Origin of the sequence: Micromonospora sp. NPDC005413, assembly GCF_040606435.1 — a bacterium.
Classification (GTDB): Bacteria; Actinomycetota; Actinomycetes; order Mycobacteriales; family Micromonosporaceae; genus Micromonospora.
This window is the reverse complement of the sequence record NZ_JBEXEV010000041.1, coordinates 1-20,761: the sequence shown is the minus strand read 5'-3', so window position 1 is coordinate 20,761 and position 20,761 is coordinate 1. Positions and strand designations below refer to the sequence as shown.

The following is a 20,761-nucleotide window of genomic DNA, read 5'->3' as shown; positions in this document are numbered from 1 at the left end:
CGCCCGTCGCTGTCGGTCGGCGCGGCGTGACTACCGGGCTTTGGCGGGTTTGAGTGGCACCACGGTCAGGCCCGCCCGGAGGGGCGGGTGCACCGTGCGGATCCCGTCGATGGCCTGCTGGGCGGCAGGGTCGGCCACGGCGGGCTGGGCCACGACGCGGGATCGCCTCGGGCCGGGCGGGCCCGCCGAAGACAGCGACGGTAGATGTGCCGGGCCGGACCACCGGGGAGAGCAGCGACGCGGCGAAACGCACGCAGCGGCGGCACCGGACAGGTCCGGTGCCGCCGCTGGCGGTCAGAGGTACTGGCCGGTGTTGCTGGCGGTCTCGATCGCGCGGCCGGCCTCGGCGCCCTTGCCCCCGGAGACGAGCGTGCGGATGTAGACGATCCGCTCGCCCTTCTTGCCGGAGATGCGCGCCCAGTCGTCGGGGTTGGTGGTGTTGGGGAGGTCCTCGTTCTCGCGGAACTCGTCGACGCAGGCGTCGAGCAGGTGCTGCAGGCGCAGCCCCTTGCGGCCGGAGGTGAGGAACTCCTTGATGGCCATCTTCTTGCTCCGGTCGACGATGTTCTGGATCATCGCGCCGGAGTTGAAGTCCTTGAAGTAGAGCACTTCCTTGTCACCGTTGGCGTAGGTGACCTCAAGGAAGCGGTTCTCCTCGGTTTCGGAATACATCCGCAGCACCACGGCGTCGATCATTGCCGCGACGGTGGCCTGGGGGTCGGTCCCGTGCTCGGCCAGGTCGTCCGGGTGCAGGGGCAGCCCGGCGAGGATGTATTTCGAGAAGATGTCCTTGGCCGCTTCGGCGTCCGGTCGCTCGATCTTGATTTTCACGTCGAGCCGACCGGGACGCAGGATCGCCGGGTCGATCATGTCTTCCCGGTTGGAGGCGCCGATGACGATGACGTTCTCCAGCCCCTCCACGCCGTCGATCTCGCTGAGCAGCTGCGGGACGATGGTGTTCTCCACGTCGGAGGAGACACCGGAGCCGCGGGTCCGGAAGATCGAGTCCATCTCGTCGAAGAACACGATCACCGGGGTGCCCTCGCCGGCCTTCTCCCGTGCTCGCTGGAAGATCAGCCGGATGTGCCGCTCGGTCTCGCCGACGTACTTGTTGAGCAGCTCGGGGCCCTTGATGTTGAGGAAGAAGCTGGTGTGCTTCTCCTTGCCCTGCCGTTCGGCGATCTTCTTGGCCAGCGAGTTGGCCACCGCCTTGGCGATGAGCGTCTTGCCGCAGCCGGGCGGGCCGTAGAGCAGGATGCCCTTGGGCGGGCGGAGCTGGTGCTCACGGAACAGGTCCGCGTGCAGGAAGGGCAGCTCCACCGCGTCGCGGATCTGCTCGATCTGCGACTGGAGGCCACCGATGTCGCCGTAGTCGACGTCGGGCACCTCCTCCAGGACCAGCTCCTCGACCTCGCTCTTCGGGATCCGCTCGTACGCGTACGCCGAGCGGGGCTCGATCATGAGCGAGTCGCCGGCTCGGATCGCCGAGCCGATGAGCGTCTCGGCGAGGTGCACGATGCGCTCCTCGTCGGAGTGGGAGACCACCAGCGCCCGGTCACCCGGCCCGCCGTCTGGCCCCTCCAGGATCTCCTTGAGCATTACCACCTCGCCGACCCGCTCGTAGCCGAACGCGTCGACGATGTTGAGTGCGTCGTTGAGCAGGACCTCCTGGCCGCGGCGCAGGTCACCCACGTCCAGCGAGGGCGAGACCGAGACCCGTAGCTTGCGGCCGCCGGTGAAGACATCCACCGTGCCATCGTCGTGCTTGGCGAGGAAGACACCGTAGCCACTCGGCGGTTGCGCGAGGCGGTCGATCTCCTCTTTGAGCGTCACGATCTGCGTGCGAGCCTCCTTGAGGGTGCTCACCAGCCGGTCGTTGTTCTCGGTCAGCCGCGCCAACTGTGCCTGGGTGGCCGCCAGCCGCTCTTCGAGCTGACGGACGTGTCGGGGGCTTTCGGTCAACTTGCGCCGCACCAGGGCGAGTTCCTCCTGCAGGAACGCGACCTGCGTGGAGAGATCGTGGGCTTCCTTCTCCCACCGTGCGGCGCGCGAGTCCGCGTCGTCGCTGCGTGCCACGTCCCACCTCCCCGGGGGGCTTGAACGTTCTGCCCTAACACTAGCCGCTATGAGGCCGATTCGGTCCCACGCAACACCCTCGTCACCGAACCTTGATCGCCAAGGGTGGCCTGACGGGCCGGTACCGGCGTTCAGGTACCGTCGAAGCGTAGGACGCGAGAACATGGGGGGTGCACCAGTGGCCGAGGTCGCGACTGACCAGCTGCAGGTCTGGGTGGACCAGGATCTCTGCACGGGCGATGGGCTCTGCGTGCAGTACGCGCCGGAGGTGTTCGAGTTCGACATCGACGGCCTGGCATACGTCAAGGGCGCCGACGGTGAGCTGCTGATGGCACCGGGCAGCCGGGTCGACGTGCCCGAGCACCTGCGACTCGAAGTGATCGACTCCGCGAAGGAGTGCCCGGGCGACTGCATCCACGTGGTGCGCGGCGACGGCGTCGAGGTCGCCGGCCCGGACGCCGAGGACGACTGAACCACCCGCCGGCCGGGCCGCGCGGCCCGGCCGGACCCGAGAGGGGTACGCCTCAGAGCATCGGACGGCCGACCACCGAGGCGACCAGCCGCGCGAATTCCTCCAGCCGGGCGATCTGCCCAGCCCCGCCGTCGTCGAGGGTCTTGCCGAAGCGCAGCGCGTCGTGCCGTGGCGTGCCGACCATCTCCTCGCTCGGCGGCGCCTCGTCCAACGAGGTGAGCAGCAGGTAGACGTCGATGCTGTCGACCCGGATCTCACCGCTGTCGGAGCGGTTGAGCCGCCGCCGGCAGCCGACCTCGGTGACGGTGGAGACCGGCACCACCCGCAGCGACGAGGTCATCGAGCCCGGCGGGCCCTCCTCCGGCGGCACGTCCTCGCCGTGCCAGAGGATCAGCCGGCTGCCGTCGCAGACGACGACCTCCTGCCACACGCCGTTGACCTCGTTGACGAAGCGTTCGAGGGTGAAGCCGAGCACCGACGCGCCGCGCAGCACGCCGCCGAGCGCCTCCAGGGCGACGTCCGGGTCGCGCAGGTAGGCCCGCGCCGCCGACTCCAGGTCCTGGTAGGGCGACCAGTCGGGAAAGACCGCGGGGAGGTCACCGCCGCCATAGCCCGGTCGGCTCATGCCAGCGCCTCCCCCTGCTCGGCGGTGCCGACGCCCAGCTCATTGGTCACGGCCGGTCCATCTCCCCCGTACCGTTGGGTTGCGCGCCTGCCGCCTGGGCGGCGGCGGCCTGTCGGGCCGCCTCCGCCTCGCGCAGGTCCTGGCGGCGCTGCACGTACGCCTCGGTGCCCTTGCTGGGCTTGCGGCGACGCGGTGGCGCGGTGACCCCGGGGGCCAGCTTGCGCGCGGACACCAGGAACGCGGTGTGCGCGATCATCCGGTGATCCGGCCGGACGGCGAGGCCCTCGGCGTGCCAGTCGCGCACCATGGACTCCCAGGCCCGCGGCTCGGTCCAGCCGCCGCGCTCGCGCAGCGCCTCCACCAGCTCGGAGAGCTGCGGCGTGGTGGCGACGTAGCCGATGAACACCCCGCCGGGCACCAGCGCCCGCTCGACCATGTCGAGGGTCTCCCAGGGGGTCAGCATGTCCAGGATGATCCGGTCGAAGCCGGTCTCCTGGCACTGCGCGACGTCACCGACGTGCAGGTTCCACGACGGGTGCGGCCCGTTGAAGAACGCCTCGACGTTGCGCTTGGCGATCTGCGCGAAGTCGTCGCGCAGCTCGAACGAGTGCAGCTCGCCCTCCGTGCCGACGGCGCGCAGCAGGGAGCAGCTCAGCGCGCCGGAGCCGGCGCCGGCCTCGAGGACCTTCGCGCCGGGGAAGATGTCGCCCATCGCGACGATCTGCGCCGAGTCCTTCGGGTAGATCACCTGAGCGCCGCGCGGCATGGACAGCACGTAGTCCGACAGGAGCGGCCGCAGGGCCAGGAACGCGGTGCCGCCGCCGGAGGTGGTCACCACGCTGCCGTCGGGGAGCCCGATCAGCGTGTCGTGCGCCAGGATGCCGCGGTGGGTGTGGAACTCCTTGCCCGGCTCCAGCGTCACGGTGTGCATCCGCCCCTTGGGGTCGGTCAGCTGGACCCGGTCGCCGGGCCGGAACGGCCCACGGTGCACGGGTGTCAGCACCGGGGTGGCGGGGTCGGCCGGGACGGTGGAGGGAGTTGCGGTCACGGTGTCATCTTCCGGTTGGGTTCGAGGAGCTGGGCCAGGTCCGCGATGTGCAGAATGCCGACGACATCTTCGCCTGACGTCACCACGTACTGCGCGCCCGGGTGGGTCTGTACGGCCTCCATCACCCGCTCGCCGTCCAGCCCGACCGGCAGCGTGGGAAGTGTGCCCAGCGACCGGGCCACGGCGTCCACCGCCAGCCACGGTTGGCGTTCGACGGGCACCGCCCCGGCGGCGGCCGGGTCGACCAGCGCCACCGGCCGGCCGGTGGAGTCGGTGACCAGCAGGGCGGAGCCGGGCCGCCCGCCCTCGGCGCGTCGGCGCTGGGCCTCGGCCAGGGGCGTACCGGTGGCCACCGGCCAGACCGGCCGGGCCAGCCGGGCCAGGTCGATCAACGGGAAGCGGCGGCTGACCCGGGCGGCCCGGATCGACTGCCCGGCGCCGCGCCAGAGGGTGACGGCGACCAGCAGCATCAGCGGCAGCGCCAACGGCGCCAGGTAGTCGGCGAGGGTGAGGAGCAGGACCAGGGCTGCGGTGCCGACGGCGACGACGCGGCCGGCCCAGCCGGCGACCTCGGTGCCGAGGTGCCGGTCACGGGTCAACCCCCACACGGCTGCGCGCAACGCCCGGCCGCCGTCCAGGGGCAGCCCGGGCAGGCTGTTGAACAGCGCGACGATGACGTTGCTGAGCGCGAGCTGGAAGGCGAGTTGGTGGGCCACGGTCTGTTCGGGCAGGGCGAGCGTGGCGGCGACCGCGAGGACGCCGAGCACCGCGGAGACCGCCGGGCCGGCCAGCGAGACCAGCAGGTCGACGCGGGGCGACGGGGCGTCCCGGTCCATCTCGGTGTAGCCCCCGAGCAGTTCCAGGGTGATTCCGCGCACACCAATGCCGTACCGCCGGGCGGTGAGGGCATGGCCCAGCTCGTGCAGCAGCACCGAGCCGAGCAGCGACACCACGAAGCCGAAGCCGATCAGGTAGCCGCCGATCTGCGACAGGTCCAGCTGCCGGCGGGCGAACTCGGAGTACAACACGGCGATGAGCACCGCGAGCAGGACCATGGAACCGTTGAGGTGCAGCGGCACCCCGAACACCCGGCCGACGTTCAGGCCGAGACGCCGGTCGGGTCGGCGCGGCGGCCGGGATGTCTGCTCCATCGGCACGATGCTACGGACCGTCGCTGTGCGGGGCGGGCGGCGGTCGGTGTCACACCGGTGCCCTAACCTTTGCCGACATGACGGCGGAATCGGTCACCACCTCCCAACCCTCCTCCCCGGCGCAGGCGCCGCCGACGGTGCGGGCCTCGCTGTCCCCGTCACGCGCGGCGGATTTCAAGACCTGCCCGTTGCTCTACCGGTTCCGCAGCATCGACCGGCTACCCGAACGCACCACCGTCGAGCAGGCCCGGGGCACGCTGGTGCACGCGGTGCTGGAGCGCCTGTTCGACCTGCCCGCGCAGGGCCGCACGCCAGCGGCCGCCGGCGATCTGGTGGCGCCACAGTGGGACCGGCTGGTCACCGAGCAGCCGGAGCTGGCCGGGCTCTTCGACGGCGCGGAGCCGGCCGGCCCGGTGGAGTTCCTGCGGTCCGCCGCCGGGCTGCTGGAGGGCTACTTCGCCGTGGAGGACCCGACCCGGCTGGAGCCGGCAGAACGGGAGAGCCTGATCTCGGCGGTGGTCGACGAGGAGTTGCTGATCCGGGGCTACCTCGATCGGCTGGACGTCGCTCCGGACGGCGCGCTGCGGGTGGTCGACTACAAGACCGGTGGCGCCCCACGGGAGGCGTTCGAAGCGCGAGCGCTGTTCCAGCTGAAGTTCTACGCGCTGGTGCTGTGGCGCACCCGGGGGGTGGTGCCAAAGGTGCTGCGGCTGCTCTACCTGCGCGACGCCGAAGTGTTGGATTACACGCCGGACGCCGACGAGCTGGTCCGCTTCGAGCGCACGGTGGTCGCGCTGTGGCGGGCGATCGAGCAGGCCACCGCCCGGCAGGATTTCCGGCCCCGGCCGAGCCGGCTCTGCGACTGGTGCAGCCACCAGGCCCTGTGCCCCACCTTCGGCGGCACCCCGCCGCCGTTCCCGGTCGCGGCGGCGAACGCCGATCCGCTGCGTGACTCCCGATCCGCTCCGGTGGCCCCGGGCGCCGACGAGTGACGGCTGGCCCCGGGCGCCGACGAGTGACAGCCTTTGGGCGGCGCTCACGCCCGGCGCGGTGAGGGCGGCCCGGCCCCGACGGCCTTGACCGCTCACGCCGGCCGCGGGAGCGTGCCCCACGCCGACGCCACACAACCCGACCGAAGCTGTCCCGCGCCGGTCGGGACAGGGCGACGGGCCGGCCTCTACCGTGGTCCGCGACGCACCGGCCTGGGTGCGCGAGGATGACCGGTGCGGCAGCACGGCGTCGGCGCGGGGACGGGAGACGAGATGACCGATCGGGTGGCCTCGGCGCGGCCGGTACGGATCCTGCTCGCCGACGACCAACCGCTGCTGCGTACCGGCTTCCGGATGGTGCTGGGCACCGAGGGCGACCTGGACGTGGTGGCGGAGGCCGGTGACGGCCTGGAGGCGGTGGAGCTGTCCCGCCGGCTGCTGCCCGACGTCGTTCTGATGGACATCCGGATGCCCCGGATGGACGGGGTGGCCGCGACCCGGGCGATCGTCGACGCCCGCCTGCCGGTGCGGGTGCTGGTGTTGACCACGTTCGACCTGGACGAGTACGTGGTGGGCGCGTTGCGCGCCGGGGCCAGCGGGTTCCTGGCCAAGGACGTGCCGGCCGAGGAGTTGATCACCGCGATCCGCACGGTGGCCGGCGGCGACGCGGTGGTGGCGCCCCGGATCCTGCGGCGACTGCTGGACCGCTTCGCCGAGTTGCTGCCCGACCCGTCGGCGACCCCGTCGGCGGCGCTCAACGGGCTCACCGACCGGGAACGTGAGGTGCTGGTGCAGGTCGCCAGAGGGCTGTCCAACGCCGAGATCGCGGCGGTGCTGTCGGTCAGCGAGACCACCATCAAGACTCACGTCGGGCACGTGCTGACCAAGCTGCGGCTGCGCGACCGGGTGCAGGCGGTGGTGCTGGCGTACGAGTCGGGGCTGGTCCGTCCCCGGGCGTAGCCTCCGCCGGTCCGGATACCTCCCACGGCGTACTCGAAGATCCCTCCGTGGGGGGACGGCTGCCGTTGCCGTCGTCACCTACCGTGACCGGAGATGGCTTGGCGCGGTTGACCCTCTCGTGGGGTCAGCTCCTAGCGTCGGGTCCGGCAGCGTTTCGCCGGTCGAGAAAACAGGTCGACCGGCAGTCGGGTCAGGGGCAACCCTGACCCGGCATCGGGGTGCACCCGCAGCGGGAAATCCGCGCCGGGTCCCCCCGTGGGCGGACGGGTCGGGCGCGTGCAGCGCCGATGATGGGAACAGTCGCGCCGGACCATCGGGGGGCGGCGCGTATTGGCAGAGACGGAAGAGGTAGATGACGTGACCGCGACGGTAGGCCAGCAGGCGCAGGCCGCGGCCCGGGCGAACGACGTGTGGAAGGTGTACGGCAGCGGCGAGGCGCAGGTCATCGCGCTGCGGGGGGTCAGCGCGGAGTTCGAACGCGGTCGCTTCACCGCGATCATGGGGCCGTCCGGTTCCGGCAAGTCGACGCTGATGCACTGCCTGGCCGGCCTGGATTCGGTGACCCGGGGCACGGTGGCGATCGGTGAGACGACAGTCACAGGGCTGGGCGACGCGGGGCTGACGAAGCTGCGCCGCGACAAGGTCGGCTTCATCTTCCAGCAGTTCAACCTGCTGCCCACGCTGACCGCCAAGGAAAATATCCTGCTGCCGCTGTCGATCGCCGGCCGCAAGCCCGACCCGGCCTGGTACGACACGGTGATCGACACGGTCGGCCTGCGGGACCGGTTGGACCACCGGCCGGCGCAGCTCTCCGGCGGGCAGCAGCAGCGGGTGGCGTGCGCCCGGGCGCTGGTTTCCCGCCCCGAGGTGATCTTCGCGGACGAGCCGACCGGCAACCTGGACTCGCGCTCCGGCGCGGAGGTGCTCAAGTTCCTGCGCGATTCGGTGCGGGAGCACGGCCAGACCATCGTGATGGTCACCCACGATCCGACCGCCGCCGCGTACGCCGACCGGGTGGTCTTCCTGGCCGACGGTGAGATCGTCTCGGAGCTGATCGAGCCGACCGCCGAGACGGTGCTGGACACCATGAAGAAGCTGGACACTGCGGCCGAGGTGGGCAACTGATGTTCCGCGCGACGATGAAGAGTCTGCTGGCCCGTAAGGTCCGGCTGATCCTGTCCGGGCTGGCGGTGGTGCTCGGGGTCATGTTCGTCTCCGGTGCCTTCGTGCTCACCGACACGCTGGGCCGCTCCTTCGACTCGGTCTTCGCCGACGGCTTCTCCGAGATCGACGTGAACGTCGCGGCGAAGCCGAAGGTGGAGATCAACGAGATGGAGGGCGAGCAGACCGCCGCCGCGTTGCCGGCCGCCATGGTGGACCGGGTCAAGCAGGTGCCGGGGGCGGCCTCGGCGACGGGCGTCGTCAACGCCGACGGCGCCCGGGTGATCGGCAGCAACGGCAAGGTCGTCACGTCGTTCGGTCCGCCGCAGTTGGGCGAGAACTGGACCGGCGAGAGTGAGCTGCTGCAACTGCGCGAGGGGCGTGCGCCGCAGGCCGAGGACGAGATCGTCATCAACAAGGCGCTGGCCACGGCGGCGAAGGTGCAGGTCGGCCAGAAGGTCGGCGTACTCACCGCGTTCGAGTCGAAGAAGCGGGACTTCACCCTGGTCGGCGTGTTCGGCTACAGCGGTGACCGGGACTCGATCGGCGGGGTCAACGAGGTCTTCTTCACCACGCCGGTGGCGCAGCGGCTGATGCTGGGCGAACAGGACGTGTTCAGCAGCATCACCGTGCAGGCCGCCGGTGGGGTCTCCGACGAGACGCTGCGCGACGACGTGGCCCGCACCCTGGGCCCGGACTACGAGGTGAAGACCGGCAAGCAGGTGGCCGCGGACGCCTCGGCCAGCCTGAAGGAGGGCCTGTCCTTCTTCAACAAGATTCTGCTCGGTTTCGCCGCGGTGGCGTTGCTGGTGGGCACGTTCCTGATCCTCAACACCTTCTCGATCATCGTGGCGCAGCGGACCCGGGAGTTGGCGCTGATGCGTGCCATCGGGGCCAGCGGCCGGCAGATCATCGGTTCGGTGGTGCTGGAGGCGATCGCGGTCGGGTTGATCGCGTCGGTGCTCGGCCTGGCGGCCGGCATCGGGGTGGGCGCCCTGCTGGCGTTCCTCTTCGGCAAGTTGGCCGGTGGGCTCACCCTGGCCGGGATCGGTGTGCCGGCGGCCGCGGTGATCGGGTCGTTCGCCGTCGGTCTGGTGATCACCGTGGTGGCGGCGTTGCTGCCGGCGCTGCGGGCATCCCGCATCCCGCCGATCGCGGCCATGCAGGACGTGGCCACGCCGGACCGGCCGTTGACCAAGGTCACCGTGGCCGGGTCGCTGGTCACCGGTGTCGGCGCGGTGCTGCTCTTCCTCGGGCTCAGCGGCAACGCCGGCGGTCAGACGCTGTCGACCATCCTCGGCGGGGTGTTGTTCGCCTTCATCGGCGTGGCGTTGCTGACCCCGCTGATCAGCCGGCCGGTGGTGAGCCTGCTCGGCGCGATCTTCTCCTGGTCGGTGCCGGGCAAGCTGGGCCGGCTCAACTCCGGGCGCAACCCTCGCCGTACCGCGATCACCGCCGCCGCGCTGATGGTCGGCATCGCGCTGGTCACCGGCGTCACGGTGATCCTCGACTCGGCCAAGGGCAGCATCAGCGCGCTCGCCCAGGACACCATCAAGGCCGAGTTGGTGATCGCCGGGCAGCAGAGTGGCCCGCGTCCGCCGACCTTCGACCCGGGTGTGCTGGACCAGGCCAAGGCCCTGCCCGGTGTGCGGATGGTCGACGGCGAGTACGGCGACATGGCGAGGATCGACGGCGAAGCCACCTGGGTGGCGGCCAGCAGCGACGTCGCGTCGCTGCGGCAGATCTTCGGCGCGAAGGCCACCGCAGGTGACATCGATCGGCTCGGGCCGACGCAGATGCTGGCCAGCTCGGACACGGCCACATCCCGTGGCTGGTCGCTGGGCTCGACGGTGAAGGTGCAGCTGACCCGGGGCGAGGAGCGCACGTTCACGATCAGCGGCATCTACGAGTCGTCCCAGCTGACCAATCCTGTGACGTTGCCGGTGACGGCGGCGAAGGACTTCGCCATCCCGCAGCCCATCCAGGGCTTCATCCAACTGGCCCCCGGAGCCCGGGTAGCCGACGTGCAGCCGCAGGTGGAGACGTTGCTCGCGGACAGCCCCGAGGTGTCGGTGGCCGACCGGGAGGCGTTCATCGAGCAGCAGATGAGTTCGCTCGACGGGCTGCTCACGATGATCCAGATCCTGCTCGCGTTGGCCATCGTGATCGCCGTGCTCGGCATCATCAACACCCTGGCGCTGTCGGTGCTGGAGCGGACCCGCGAGTTGGGTCTGCTGCGGGCGATCGGCCTGCGCCGGTCGCAGACCATGGGCATGATCACCGTGGAGGCGGTGGTGATCTCCGTGTTCGGCGCGCTGCTCGGCGTGGTGGTGGGCACCGGCCTCGGTGCCGCGGTGGTCGAGGCACTCAAGGACGAGGGGATCACCGACCTGGTCCTGCCCTGGGGGCAGATGGGTGTCTTCCTCGGTCTCGCCGCGATCATCGGCGTGGTCGCCGCGGTGCTCCCGGCCATCCGGGCGGCTCGGATCAACGTCCTGGGCGCGATCGCCCACGACTGAGGTGGAAGAAGGGCCCCTGCTGCGCCATGTGCGTGGCAGGGGTCTTTCTCAGGCTGCGGCCCGGTCGGTCAACAGCTCGGCGAGCAACTCCAGGTCCACGCCGGCCAGGCTCTCCACCTGGTGTACGCCGGCAGTGCTCGGCAGTGCCACCTCCGCCGGTACGGCCAGCACCGCCGCGCCGGAAGCGACCGCGCTGGCCACCCCGGTCGACGAGTCCTCGATCGCCACGCAACGCTCGATGGGCACGCCCAGCAGTCGGGCAGCGGTCAGGTAGGGCTCGGGGTGCGGCTTGGCCGCGACCACCTCGTCACCGCAGACCACCACGTCGAAGTTGTCCCGGCCCAGGGTGTCCAGGGCGATCTCGACCAGCGCCCGACCGCTGGAGGTGACCAGCGCGGTGGGGATCGCCGCCGCGCGGACCGCGCTCAGCAGGGCGAACGCGCCCGGCTGCCAGCGCAGACCGGTGCGGAACAGCTCCAGGATCCGGGTGTTGATCCACGCCGCACTGATCGCCGGGTCCCGTTCGGGCTGCCCCAGGTCGTCGTGCAGGATGCGCATCGAGTCGGCCATGCTGGTGCCGACGATCGACCGGCGGGCGTCCGCGGAGAGTTCACCGCCGTACTCCCGTGCGAGTTCCTGCAGCGCGACATCCCACAGCTTCTCGCTGTCGACCAGCGTGCCGTCCATGTCGAAGAGCACGGCGGCGGGGTGATGGCTGTTCAGCGGATCCTCCAGGGTCGTGGCCGACACCGGCGATCCTGCCAGGCCCGACCATCGCCGGTGACCGCGATGGGCCCCGACGTGATCCGGGCAACCCGCTCAGCCCAGGTCGCAGGCCTCCAGTGAGCGCTCGTAGCCGCGGAAGAACGAATCGGTGCGCTGCTCGGAGGTGCCGTGCGAGCCCTCCGCGAACCACGGCTGGTCCGGGTCGTCGCCGACTGCCGCCACCCCCTCCCGGAACTCGTCCAGGTCGCCCTCGGCCAGGGTCAGGGTGCCGGAACGGACCGAGTCGCCGAGGTACGCCCCGGCCATGCAGTCGGCCTGCAACTCCTGCTGAATGGTGAAGCTGTAGTTGATACCGAGCCGCACCTGGATGGCGTGGGCGTACTCGTGGCCGAGCAGGTAGAACACGAACGCGTCGCCGACCTGACGGAACGCGGCGACCGACCAGGCGACGTCGTACGCGATGAAGTCGCCCTGCGAGCAGTAGACCGCGTTGTTGCGGGGCAACGGCTGGCCGCCGCAGGACACCTCACCGGCCCGCTGGTACGGGGTGATCCGCCGGACGGGTTGGAACCTCTGCCCGGACGCCTTGAACTGGGCCGCCCAGTACCGCTCGGCGATCGCCTGCGCGTCGGCGACGTCCTGTTCGAACTCGGCGACGCTGGTGGTGCTGTCGGCCCGGGTGGTGCCCGGCCCCGGGGATGCCTGCGACCGGTCCGGCGCCGGGCGCTCACCCTCCGGCTCGGCCAACCCGCCTCCGGCGCAGGCGAGCGACACCAGCGCTGCGACCAGCAGGCCCGCCAACGGGACCCGGGCGTCGCGTCCTGACCGTGTCCCCACTGTGCCTCCCCTGACATCGGTGCTCGCGCTGCGCAGTACCCCGACGATACGACCGCCACGCCCACGCACCGGATTCACGCACGGCCGGGCCGGACGGTTCACGGCGCTGGCGCCGGGCCGCCACAATGGCTCGGGGGCGGGTGCGGCCGTCCGGGGAGGAGCGTCGTCGTGCACGAGTTGGGCAGCCGCCTGCGACGTCAGCCGGCGCCACCGCACATCGTGTGGCGGTCGCTGCGCGACCCGTACGAGGCCGGCAGCCGGCCGTGGCTGGAGCTGCGCGACGACGAGGTGTCGCCCCGGGTGGTGGCGGGTTACGCGCCCGTGCTGCTGGTGTGGTCATCGCTGTGGCCGCACCGGCCACGGGACCGCCTCCGCTTCGACCTGGCCGCCGCGCCGCAGGGCCAGGAGTGCGCGCTGCGCTGGACGCTCACCACCGACGGGGACCTGCCGAGCGAGAGCACCCTCGGGTACCTGCGGTACCGGGTCAACTACCTGATCAATGGCCGGCTCCGCCGCTCCTACGGTCAGTGACCTCGGTCAGCCACTGGACTCACGGCCGCGCTGCCAGGTGTCGCCCTGGTCGCCGTGTCGCTCGGCCTCGTACCGCTGCTGCCGGCCCCGGGCATCCCGCCCAGCCGCACGATCGTCGCCAACCCGCCCAGCCTCCCGCCCCCGCCCCCGCCCCCGCCCTCGCCCTCGCCCTCGCCCTCGCCAAAGCACAACCCCAAACGCCGCACCGGCCACCGCCGCAAAGACCCCAACGACCACCCACACAGTCCCCATCCCGCCAACCTAACCCCCAACCACCACCCCTCCCCTGCGCGTGATCAAGAGGTTGGCGTCACCCCGCCCGGCGTGTCGTGACGCAAACTTCTTGATCGACAGATCGGGTCGGGGTGGGCGTGTCCGGGTGGGGGTTTGGGCTTCGACGTTTCTGTGAGGCGGTGCCGGGGGCGGCACCAGCGACAGGAGGAGAGCGCTGTGAAGTACATGATTTTGCTTTATGGGTCGCAGCAGGACTACGACGTGCTGTCCGGCCGGGCGACCGACCGACCGGCCATGTCGGCCGAGCAGATCGCGGCCATGCACAAGCACATGGAGACGTTCCACCAGGCGCTGGCCGAGTCCGGGGAGCTGGTCGACGGCCGGGGCCTGAGCGAGCCGGTGCACGCCCGCCGGGTGCAGGTCCGCGAGGGCGCGCCCGTGGTCACCGACGGCCCGTACCCGGAGACGCAGGAGGTCCTCGCGGGTTACACGATCGTGGAGTGCGCCAGCTTCGACCGGGCCACCGAGATCGCCGCCGGGCTGGTCAACCCGGATGCCCCCGGCGAGTACGTGGACGTACGGCCGGTGGTGGGTGGCTTCGAGGACCTGACCGGCTGACCGGTGGACACATCTGTCGAGGACCTGCTGCGCGAACTGGCGCCGCAGGTCCTCGGCGCGCTGGTCCGCCGCTACGGGCACTTCGACACCGCCGAGGACGCGGTGCAGGAGGCGCTGATCGCCGCTGCGGGCGGTTGGCCGCGCGACGGCGTACCGGAGAATCCGCGTGGTTGGCTGATCACCGTCGCGTCCCGCCGGCTGACCGATCTGCTGCGCCGCGAGCAGGCTCGGATGCGGCGGGAGGACACCGTGGCCCGGTGGGTGCTGCCCGAGCAGTGGCGTGCCCCGGCGGCCGATCGACCGCCGGCGGACGCCGACGACACGCTCATCCTGGTGTTCCTGTGCTGCCATCCGGCGCTGTCGCCCGCGTCGCAGATCGCGCTCACGCTGCGCGCCGTGGGCGGGTTGAGCACCGCCGAGGTGGCGCGCGCGTTCCTGGTGCCGGAGGCGACGATGACCCGGCGGATCAGCCGGGGCAAGCAGCGCATCCGCGACAGCGGGCTGCGGTTCGCGCCGCCCACCGGCGCGGAGCGCGCCGACCGGCTCGCCACCGTGCTGCACGTGCTCTACCTGATCTTCACGGAGGGGTACGCGCGCACCGCCGGCCCCGGGTTGTTGCGCGCCGACCTGACCGCTGAGGCGATCCGGCTGACCCGCCTGGTGCACCGCCTGCTGCCCGAGGATCCCGAGGTCACCGGGCTGCTCGCGTTGATGCTGCTCACCGACGCCCGCGCTCCGGCACGAATCGGCCCGCACGGCGAGCTGGTGCCGATGGCTGAGCAGGACCGCGGCCGGTGGCGGGTCGACCAGATCGCCGAGGGGGTCGACCTGATCACCGGGGCGCTGCCGCGCGGGGTCGTCGGGCCGTACCAGCTCCAGGCGGCCATCGCGGCCGTGCACGACGAGGCGCCCAGCGCGGCGGCCACCGACTGGGCGCAGATCACCGCCCTGTACGAGGTGCTGCTGGGCATCAACGACAACCCGGTCGTGGCGCTCAACCACGCGGTGGCGGTCGCGATGAGCCGCGGCGCGTCGGCCGGGTTGGCGCTGCTCGCCGACCTGGCCGATGACACCCGACTGGCCGACGACCCCCGACTGCCGGCCGCCCGCGCCCACCTGTGGGAGTTGATCGGCGAGCGGGTCGCGGCGCGGGAGGCGTACCGGATGGCGGCCTCCCGGTCGACGAACCTGGCGCAGCAGCGCTACCTGCACGCCCGCGCGGACCGCCTGGTCGACGACCCATCGGCAGTTGATGAAGGAAGGGCCACGTGTTGACGCCGCCTGGCGTCAACACGTGGCCCTTCCGTGCGGCAGAACGGTTTAGGGGCTCGCGGCCAGGAAGACGAAGGCGGCCATCAACACCAGGTGTACGCCACCCTGCAGCACGTTGGCCCGGCCCGGCACGACGGTCAGCACCGCGGTCACCGCGGTCAGCGCGAGCAGCGTGAGTTGGGTGCCACCGAGGCCGAGCAGCAGCGGCCCGTCCAGCCAGATCGAGGCGATCGCTATGGCCGGGATGGTCAGGCCGATGCTGGCCATCGCGGAGCCGAGCGCGAGGTTCAGACTGATCTGCACCCGGTCGCGGCGGGCCGCGCGGGCGGCGGCCAGGGTCTCCGGCAGCAGCACGAGCAGGGCGATGATCACGCCGACGAACGCGTGCGGCAGGTTCGCCGCCGCGACGCCGGCCTCGATGGTCGGGGAGACGGTCTTGGCGTCGCCGACCACCGCGACCAGCGCCACCAGAAGCAGCCCCAGGCTGACCAGCGCCGCGCGGGTCGTCGGCGGCCTCGCGTGCTCCTCGGTTTCGATGACCTCACCCCGGCTGTCGACCGGCAGGAAGTAGTCGCGGTGCCGGCCGGTCTGCACGAGCACGAACAGCCCGTACAGCGCCAGCGACGCGACGGCTGCGAAGGCGAGCTGGGCCGGGCTGAACTCCGGGCCGGGCCGAGCCGTGGTGAAGGTCGGAATGACCAGACTCAGGGTGGCCAGGGTGATCACGGTGGCCAGCGCCCCGCCGGTGCCCTCCGGGTTGAACACCGCGACCCGTCGGCGCAGCGCCCCGAGTAGCAGGGAGAGGCCGAGTATCCCGTTACAGGTGATCATGACGGCGGCGAAGACGGTGTCCCGGGCGAGCGACTGCGTCTTCTCCGGCCCGCTGATCATCAGCGTGACGATGAGGGCGACCTCGATCACCGTGACCGCGACGGCGAGCACCAGCGAGCCGTACGGCTCCCCCACCCGGTGGGCCACCACCTCCGCGTGGTGCACGGCCGCGAGCACAGCGCCGCCGAGCAGCACCGCGACCACCACGATGACAGGCCCGGGCAGGTTCCGCCCCCAGGTGACGATGAGCACCAGGACGGCGAGCACGGGTACGACAAAAGTCCAGTCGGTCATGCGGGAGCGAAGGAGGGCGGCCATGACATACAGAGTGCCAGGTCAAGTGATCATGTGCCCACCATCGAAGCAGCGATATACAGGTGTCGGTGGTCTTCGCCACGCTAATCCGTAACTCATCAGTTACGCTTCCGGGGTGAATGAGGTGGCCACCGCGATCGCGGACCCCGTGCGGCGGCACATCCTGACCCTGCTGCGCGACGAACCAATGTCCGCGGGCGACATCGCCCAGCGGTTCGTGATCAGCCGACCCGCGATCAGCCGCCACCTGCGGTTGCTGCGCGAGAGCGGGCTGGTCCTCGACGAACTGATCGGCCGCAAGAGGATCTACCGGCTCGATCCGCGCCCGCTCGCCCCGCTGGTCGACTGGCTTGCCGCACTCGCCGCCACCGACCGGTGGGAGCGGCACCTCGACGCGTTGGAAACCGAGGTCTATCGCACCCGCCGAGAGCGCCGCAGCCGCGGCCCGGCGGAGCACCGAAGGGAGCACACGGCATGACCCGTACACCCGCCGGACGCCTGTTTCGCACCGCCACCGGTCACGACCTCGTCCTCAGCCGGACGTTCCGCGCCCCGGCGGCGGACGTCTGGGCCAGCCTGACCGAGTCGGAGCGCACGGCCCGCTGGTTCGGCCCCTGGGAGGGCGACTCAGCGCCCGGACGGACCATCCGGGTCCAGATGGCGTACGAGGAGCAGCAGCCCTGGTGTGACGTGCGCATCGAGGCGTGCGAACCCCGGCAGCGCCTCGCCGTGTCGATGATCGACAGCTACGGCACCTGGCTCCTGGAGCTGACGCTGACCGAGACCGACGGCACCACCGAGCTGCGGTTCGTCCAGCACCTGAGCAGCCTGGAGGGCATCGCCGAGGTGGGCGCGGGCTGGGAGTACTACCTGGACATGCTGGTCGCCTCGCGGGACGGCTCAGCCCGGCCCGAGTTCGACGACTACCACCCCGCGATGCAGCCCTACTACCAGGCGCTGGCCGCCGAGGCTGCCACCACACTGAGCGCCTAAGGATCGATCTCCCGCCGCAGCTTGGCGAATTCGGCGGTCAACGCCGGCAGCGGGAAGTGCGCGTTCAGGCCGCTGGGGTTGGGCAACACCCAGACCCGGGCGGGGCCCAGCCGATCCGGCTGCGGCCCCAGCCCGGCCTGGGGCCGGGCGAAGGCGATCCGGTACGCGGTCACCCCGAGGATCGCCACCCACCGCGGCCGGTACCGCTCGGCCTTCACCGCCAACCCCGTGACCCCGGCCACCAGCTCCGCCGATGTCAGCTCGTCGGCGCGGGCGGTGGCCCGGTTGCTGAGGCTGGTGATGCCCAGGCCCTGCCGCAACAACTCGTCACGCTCCCACGGGTACAGCTCCCGGTCGGTGAAGCCACAACCATGCAGCGCCGGCCAGAAGCGGCTGCCCCTGCGGGCGAAGTGCTCCCCCACCGCGGCCGAGTAGAGACCCGGGTTGAAGCCACAGAACAGCACGCGCAGGCCGGGACCGATCACGTCCACCAGGCCCTGCCCGGCAGCCGCCGCCACCTCCTGCGGGGTTGGTCGCCGCAACGGCCCCGCATGCTCCGCGCCCACCCCACCGATCCTGCCGTACGTCGGGGTGCCGGACCCGGCGCACGACGACGATCACGACTTGACACCCTCAACGGATGCAGCCAACCGACCACCTCGCCGCCAGCCGCTACGCGCGGATGCGCTGGAACACGCCGCTGTCACAGGAGCACGCGGCGTTGCTGCTGCAACGACTCGACGTCCGACCGGGTGCGCGCGTACTCGACCTCGGTTGCGGTTGGGGTGAGCTGCTGCTGCGGGCGGTCGCCGCCGGTGGTGTGGCCGCCCCGGTCGCGACGAGGGGCGTCGGCGTCGACACCGACGACGCCGCCCTCGCCCGGGGGCGACGGCTGGCCACCGGTCGGTCGTTGAACCGGCACGTCGCCTTCGTGATGGGGGAAGCGGCGGCCTGGCAGGAGCCCGCCGACCGGGTCCTCTGCATCGGCTCGGCGCACGCCTTCGGTGGCACCGGCGCGGCCCTCGACGCGCTCGCCACCGTGGTCCGACCCGGTGGGCGGTTGCTGTTCGGCGACGCGTTCTGGGAACGTCCCCCCACGGCGGAGGTCGAGCAGATCTTCGGCACGGACGTCATGGACCTCCCGGGTCTCATCGAGGCTGCCCGCGAACGGGGCTGGCGAGTGCTGCACCTGAGCACCGCCGACCAGCGGGAGTGGGACGACTTCGAGTCCACCTGGCTCGCGGGCCGGCAGGAGTGGCTGCTGACGTACCCGGAGGATCCCCGCGCCGCCGACGTCCGCGCGGAACTCGACGACCGGCTGCGCCAGTACGTCGGCGGGTATCGCGAGGTCGTCGGCCTCGCCTACCTCGTCCTCGGTCGCTGACGGCCCCAGACCATGCTCCGCTGGTACGCCGACTGCTGGCCGTGACCACGGTCCCCCGTTGACGCCGGTGGCTACGCTGCGCCTTGCCGAGAGGTCCGCCGTGCGGTGTGGGAGAGCGAGCCTGACGTGTCTGCTACCCGGACGTCCTCCGGCTCGTTCGGCGACGTGGGGGCCGTCTTCGAGGTGACCGGATCTGACGTCCTGGGTGTCGTCGCCATGGGCGCCATACCGTTCTCGCTCGGCTGGATGGTCATGGAACGGCTCCACCGGGACCGCCTGAACTGGCAGGCACGAGAACCCGAGTGACAGGTTCCCAGCCTGAGGGGTGCAGGGTGCAGGTCAGGAGCCCGCTGGCACCCCGGCTTCGAGCTGGCCGATCATCGGCGCGAGGAGTTCGTTGAGTTCCCGAGTCAGCACCGTGACGGCTCTGCGCGCCGCGAGCGCCACGGAATCGTCCGGACCGTCGGGAGCTGGCGGGAGATCGTCGAGTGGGACCGGCGCGTCCACCTGAAGCATCGCGCGTAGGTGCGGGCTGCGCGTCTGATCCTGCTCCGAGGGGGTCGTGTACTGGCCGAACAACTGGGGCCAGTCCCGCCAGCCACGGTCGCGCTGCCACTGCTTCGTCCAGGTGAGTTCAGCCGGCCAGCGGGAGATCACCGTTACCGCGCAGACCATGCTTCCGTCCCACGGGCTGCGCGTGCAGGTCGCCGAGACGATCCGCCGGTGCCAGCGGACGAAACCAGGCGACAACTCGCTGGCCAGCCGCCACGCTGTCGCCGCGAAGGCGACCGGTGCGATGTCGCCCCAGGTGTCGGTGAACTCGTCGAGCCGACCGAGCACCTCAGCCTCGTAGCGACCTCGCCCGTCAGCGCCGCGCTCGCGGTCGAACTGCTCGTCGAGCCAGAAGGCGCGCGGTGCAGGCATCCTCATCCCCGTTCAGAGCCGTCGGCCCGACGGTTTGCGCGGTATCCACGACGGTCGGATGCCGGTTTCGAGCCGCCCCAAGGCTAGCGCCGGCCGGTACTCGGCGCCGGCTCCTGGCCGGTGATGGCGTTTTCAGGACGGCACCGGCGTCGACGCGCGCGGGCAGGTGGCCGGACCGTACGCGCTGGCGCGGCCATCCGGCCGGACGCTGCGGTGGCGGGTGGATCGACCGGCCGCCGGTGCGGGGCGTGGGCAGCACCAGGCAGACGACGGTGAGCAGCATCGCCGCGACGACGCCGTCGAGCCAGTAGTGGTTGCCCGTGCTCACGACAACCAGCAGGGTGGCGAGCGGGTGTGCCAGCCACAGCCACCGCAGGCGCCCGCCGGTCACCGCGATGAGCGCGACGGCGACGGCGAGTGCCCATCCGACGTGCAGGGAGGGCATGGCGGCGTACTGGTTGCTCAACGCGTCCGTGTCGGGTGGGCCGTAGACGGCGGGCCCGTAACGGCTGCCGGTGTCCACCATGCCGGTCAGGGCGGTCAGTCGCGGCGGTGCCAGTGGGACCAGGAGGTGCAGCGCCAGCGCCGCCGCGGTGAGCCCGGCGAGCATCCTCCGCGTCCAGAGGTAGTGCACCGGGTGCCGCACGTACAGCCAGATCAGACAGATGGCCGTGGCGGGGAAGTGCACGTACGCGTAGTAGCTGTTGGCGAGGTGCACCAACAGGTCGTGGGAGAGCACAGGACGTTGGAAGGCGGCCTCGTTGGGCAGGTGGAACAGGCGCTCGACACGCCAGATCCATTCCCCGTTTCCCACCGCGGTCGATACCCGGTCGGCTCCCGCCACCCGAGCAGCCTTGTAGGCGAGGAACAGCGCGGCGACGAGCCCCAGCTCGCGCAGCGCCCGGCGCAGTGGGGCGGCTCGCCGGGCGGGTGCCGCCGGCCGTGCCGCTGCCACCTCCGCGATATCCACAGGTTCCTCGATTCGGTTCACGTTCGCTGGTGCCACCCCTCGCTGGACAGACCGGGGCCGCCGCCCGCCTCCGCCGGCGGGGGCGCCCCGGGGGGGGCCCCCCCCGGAAGCCCCCCCCCCCCCCC

At 71.5% G+C, this 20,761-nt stretch carries 22 protein-coding genes; 12 read left to right on the top strand and 10 right to left on the bottom strand.

The window, feature by feature from the left end; translation table 11 throughout:
* Window positions 1-294: 294 nt before the first annotated feature.
* Complete coding sequence (arc, locus tag ABZS37_RS29265) at window positions 295-2,076, bottom strand: proteasome ATPase (protein WP_355174240.1); 1,782 nt, start codon at window positions 2,074-2,076, stop codon at window positions 295-297.
* Between the two features lie 178 nt (window positions 2,077-2,254).
* On the opposite strand from arc, the gene ABZS37_RS29260 reads away from it, so the two are divergent.
* Window positions 2,255-2,548: a ferredoxin gene (locus ABZS37_RS29260; protein ID WP_355174298.1), complete on the top strand. Its 294-nt coding sequence runs from the start codon at window positions 2,255-2,257 to the stop codon at window positions 2,546-2,548.
* A gap of 52 nt (window positions 2,549-2,600) precedes the next feature.
* Here ABZS37_RS29260 and ABZS37_RS29255 read toward each other — a convergent pair whose 3' ends face one another.
* From ABZS37_RS29255 to ABZS37_RS29245, 3 genes are read right to left on the bottom strand one after another with little or no spacing between them, the layout of a single operon-like run.
* Window positions 2,601-3,173, bottom strand: a complete 573-nt coding sequence (locus ABZS37_RS29255; protein ID WP_110567382.1) for a hypothetical protein — start codon at window positions 3,171-3,173, stop codon at window positions 2,601-2,603.
* Between the two features lie 46 nt (window positions 3,174-3,219).
* Window positions 3,220-4,176 carry a tRNA (adenine-N1)-methyltransferase gene (locus ABZS37_RS29250; RefSeq protein ID WP_355174296.1) on the bottom strand — a complete coding sequence of 319 codons (957 nt, stop codon included), beginning with the start codon at window positions 4,174-4,176 and terminating at the stop codon, window positions 3,220-3,222.
* Window positions 4,177-4,217: 41 nt separating this feature from the next.
* Window positions 4,218-5,372: a site-2 protease family protein gene (locus ABZS37_RS29245; protein ID WP_355174237.1), complete on the bottom strand. Its 1,155-nt coding sequence runs from the start codon at window positions 5,370-5,372 to the stop codon at window positions 4,218-4,220.
* A gap of 77 nt (window positions 5,373-5,449) precedes the next feature.
* On the opposite strand from ABZS37_RS29245, the gene ABZS37_RS29240 reads away from it, so the two are divergent.
* The 4 genes from ABZS37_RS29240 to ABZS37_RS29225 all read left to right on the top strand — a co-directional run bounded on the left by ABZS37_RS29240 (window position 5,450) and on the right by ABZS37_RS29225 (window position 11,001).
* Window positions 5,450-6,364 (top strand): RecB family exonuclease, encoded by a 915-nt coding sequence (locus ABZS37_RS29240; protein WP_355174235.1) that lies wholly within the window; start codon window positions 5,450-5,452, stop codon window positions 6,362-6,364.
* A gap of 270 nt (window positions 6,365-6,634) precedes the next feature.
* Window positions 6,635-7,321 (top strand): response regulator transcription factor, encoded by a 687-nt coding sequence (locus tag ABZS37_RS29235; RefSeq protein WP_355174233.1) that lies wholly within the window; start codon window positions 6,635-6,637, stop codon window positions 7,319-7,321.
* Window positions 7,322-7,678: 357 nt separating this feature from the next.
* Entirely contained in the window at window positions 7,679-8,446 is a 768-nt protein-coding gene (locus ABZS37_RS29230) for an ABC transporter ATP-binding protein (RefSeq protein WP_355174231.1), read from the top strand.
* Window positions 8,446-11,001, top strand: a complete 2,556-nt coding sequence (locus ABZS37_RS29225) for an FtsX-like permease family protein (protein ID WP_355174229.1) — start codon at window positions 8,446-8,448, stop codon at window positions 10,999-11,001. Before ABZS37_RS29230 ends, ABZS37_RS29225 begins: the two co-directional genes overlap by 1 nt.
* A gap of 48 nt (window positions 11,002-11,049) precedes the next feature.
* Here ABZS37_RS29225 and ABZS37_RS29220 read toward each other — a convergent pair whose 3' ends face one another.
* A complete protein-coding gene (locus ABZS37_RS29220) occupies window positions 11,050-11,700 on the bottom strand; it encodes an HAD family phosphatase (protein WP_355174294.1) in 651 nt (216 codons plus the stop codon).
* A gap of 120 nt (window positions 11,701-11,820) precedes the next feature.
* Entirely contained in the window at window positions 11,821-12,564 is a 744-nt protein-coding gene (locus ABZS37_RS29215; protein ID WP_355174227.1) for a neutral zinc metallopeptidase, read from the bottom strand.
* A 168-nt stretch (window positions 12,565-12,732) separates the two neighbouring features.
* Here ABZS37_RS29215 and ABZS37_RS29210 point away from each other — a divergent pair, with 168 nt between their 5' ends.
* The 3 genes from ABZS37_RS29210 to ABZS37_RS29200 all read left to right on the top strand — a co-directional run bounded on the left by ABZS37_RS29210 (window position 12,733) and on the right by ABZS37_RS29200 (window position 15,222).
* Window positions 12,733-13,095, top strand: a complete 363-nt coding sequence (locus ABZS37_RS29210) for a hypothetical protein (protein ID WP_355174225.1) — start codon at window positions 12,733-12,735, stop codon at window positions 13,093-13,095.
* Window positions 13,096-13,554: 459 nt separating this feature from the next.
* Window positions 13,555-13,947 carry a YciI family protein gene (locus ABZS37_RS29205; RefSeq protein WP_355174292.1) on the top strand — a complete coding sequence of 131 codons (393 nt, stop codon included), beginning with the start codon at window positions 13,555-13,557 and terminating at the stop codon, window positions 13,945-13,947.
* A 3-nt stretch (window positions 13,948-13,950) separates the two neighbouring features.
* Complete coding sequence (locus ABZS37_RS29200) at window positions 13,951-15,222, top strand: DUF6596 domain-containing protein (protein ID WP_355174223.1); 1,272 nt, start codon at window positions 13,951-13,953, stop codon at window positions 15,220-15,222.
* A gap of 45 nt (window positions 15,223-15,267) precedes the next feature.
* Here ABZS37_RS29200 and ABZS37_RS29195 read toward each other — a convergent pair whose 3' ends face one another.
* Window positions 15,268-16,368, bottom strand: coding sequence for an ionic transporter y4hA (locus tag ABZS37_RS29195; protein ID WP_355174221.1), 1,101 nt, complete (start codon window positions 16,366-16,368; stop codon window positions 15,268-15,270).
* 112 nt (window positions 16,369-16,480) lie between these two features.
* Between ABZS37_RS29195 and ABZS37_RS29190 the strand changes: the two genes are divergently transcribed.
* Together ABZS37_RS29190 and ABZS37_RS29185 are read left to right on the top strand one after the other, a co-directional pair.
* Window positions 16,481-16,843 (top strand): metalloregulator ArsR/SmtB family transcription factor, encoded by a 363-nt coding sequence (locus ABZS37_RS29190; protein WP_355174219.1) that lies wholly within the window; start codon window positions 16,481-16,483, stop codon window positions 16,841-16,843.
* Window positions 16,840-17,358, top strand: coding sequence for an SRPBCC family protein (locus tag ABZS37_RS29185; RefSeq protein WP_355174217.1), 519 nt, complete (start codon window positions 16,840-16,842; stop codon window positions 17,356-17,358). Before ABZS37_RS29190 ends, ABZS37_RS29185 begins: the two co-directional genes overlap by 4 nt.
* On the opposite strand, the gene mug is transcribed toward ABZS37_RS29185, so the two are convergent.
* On the bottom strand, window positions 17,355-17,924 hold the full coding sequence (mug, locus tag ABZS37_RS29180) for a G/U mismatch-specific DNA glycosylase (RefSeq protein ID WP_355174215.1): 570 nt from the start codon (window positions 17,922-17,924) through the stop codon (window positions 17,355-17,357). The genes ABZS37_RS29185 and mug overlap by 4 nt on opposite strands.
* 74 nt (window positions 17,925-17,998) lie before the next feature.
* Between mug and ABZS37_RS29175 the strand changes: the two genes are divergently transcribed.
* A complete protein-coding gene (locus ABZS37_RS29175) occupies window positions 17,999-18,742 on the top strand; it encodes a methyltransferase domain-containing protein (protein ID WP_355174213.1) in 744 nt (247 codons plus the stop codon).
* 126 nt (window positions 18,743-18,868) lie between these two features.
* On the top strand, window positions 18,869-19,048 hold the full coding sequence (locus tag ABZS37_RS29170; RefSeq protein WP_355174211.1) for a hypothetical protein: 180 nt from the start codon (window positions 18,869-18,871) through the stop codon (window positions 19,046-19,048).
* A 33-nt stretch (window positions 19,049-19,081) separates the two neighbouring features.
* Here the strand turns inward: ABZS37_RS29170 and ABZS37_RS29165 are convergent, their stop codons facing one another.
* Window positions 19,082-19,666: a hypothetical protein gene (locus ABZS37_RS29165; protein ID WP_355174209.1), complete on the bottom strand. Its 585-nt coding sequence runs from the start codon at window positions 19,664-19,666 to the stop codon at window positions 19,082-19,084.
* Window positions 19,608-20,636 (bottom strand): phosphatase PAP2 family protein, encoded by a 1,029-nt coding sequence (locus ABZS37_RS29160; RefSeq protein WP_355174207.1) that lies wholly within the window; start codon window positions 20,634-20,636, stop codon window positions 19,608-19,610. Before ABZS37_RS29160 ends, ABZS37_RS29165 begins: the two co-directional genes overlap by 59 nt.
* Window positions 20,637-20,761: the final 125 nt, after the last annotated feature.